General features: G+C 30.0%; 1 protein-coding gene and 1 pseudogene. Both read right to left on the reverse strand.

Features of this window, described 5'->3' with window-relative positions; translation table 11 throughout:
* Positions 1 to 890: pseudogene (locus ACTHW2_RS06970) on the reverse strand (hypothetical protein); the annotation flags it as partial.
* A 10-nt stretch (positions 891 to 900) separates the two neighbouring features.
* The coding region (locus ACTHW2_RS06975) for a TIGR04540 family protein (protein WP_442263238.1) at positions 901 to 1,180 on the reverse strand (280 nt) is incomplete at its 5' end.

Consider the following 1,180-nt stretch of genomic DNA (forward strand, 5'->3'; position numbering starts at 1 on the left):
TCATTTCTGAGTTCATAATATTTAATTACATCTAATGCAGAAAAAGTTTTACCTAACCCAACAGAATCTGCTAGAATAGCACCATTATATTTTTCTAGTTTACTTATTAAGCCAACTACACCGTCTTTTTGAAAATCATAAAGTGTATTCCAGACAGATGTTTCTTTGAATCCTGTACCTTCTTTAATCGTGCTCTTTTCATCTAATTCATCTAATTGATTATGAAAGACGTGGTATAAGGATACGTAATACAACCATTCTGGAGTGTTCTCTGAAGATATACTAGACAACCTATCTATAATTTCATCCGTATGTGTAATTACCGAATCATTATCGTTCCAATTAACATCAAATGTATTAGAGAATGATTGCACTATATTTTGATCACCTGTAATAGCTGTTAGCGGTGCCAAATTATTGGAAGGTTGAGTGCCTATTCCGTCAGATGAAAAATTGTATATAGTAGGCAAAAATACATTTTTATCTCGTGATCGTTCATTTTCCAAGATCAATTGACCAGGTAAGTTTTTTCCAGGTTTCAAAATCTTAAAATTTACTTTATTTTGAATTAATGTGTTAATAACTCTAGCTATATAGGTAGAGTTCATATTGTTTTTTAGCGTAATTTCATATTGATTCCCAGATATACTTTGATTCTGTCGGGCAATCTCATATCTTTTTGAAAGTGATTCCTCATCAATACTAAATTTATCCTCAGTCAAAATAACTTCGAAGCTTTTAGCACGCCTGATTTCTTTTAGCAAATCATAAAAAGCATAGATCGAAAATTCACCGACAGTAAGCTTTAACTTCGTATCTCTATCGATAACTCCTTTTAGAAAATTCAAAAGTGTGTCATCGCCCTTATTTTCAATAATAATATTTTTCATAATATTTATCCTAACTTTTATTAATAATATTTGCTACGACGGTTAAACGATTTTTCCCGCATTGTTGTTTAAGTATTGTAGTAAAATCATCATTTTTTATTATTTTGCGTTGGTTATTCTTATAAATCATAATTATATTTTCTTCTAACTCTTCATCTGTTAGATTATCTACCCAATATTCATCAACTATTTCATTAATTACAGCTGCAACTTCCCGTTGGGTTCGGTAAAATTTCTTCACTTTCACAGAATCACCTCTGTCATATTTAATTCTTACTTTTATTATACTT

Source organism: Tissierella sp., from assembly GCF_052089545.1.
GTDB lineage: Bacteria > Bacillota > Clostridia > Tissierellales > Tissierellaceae > Tissierella_A.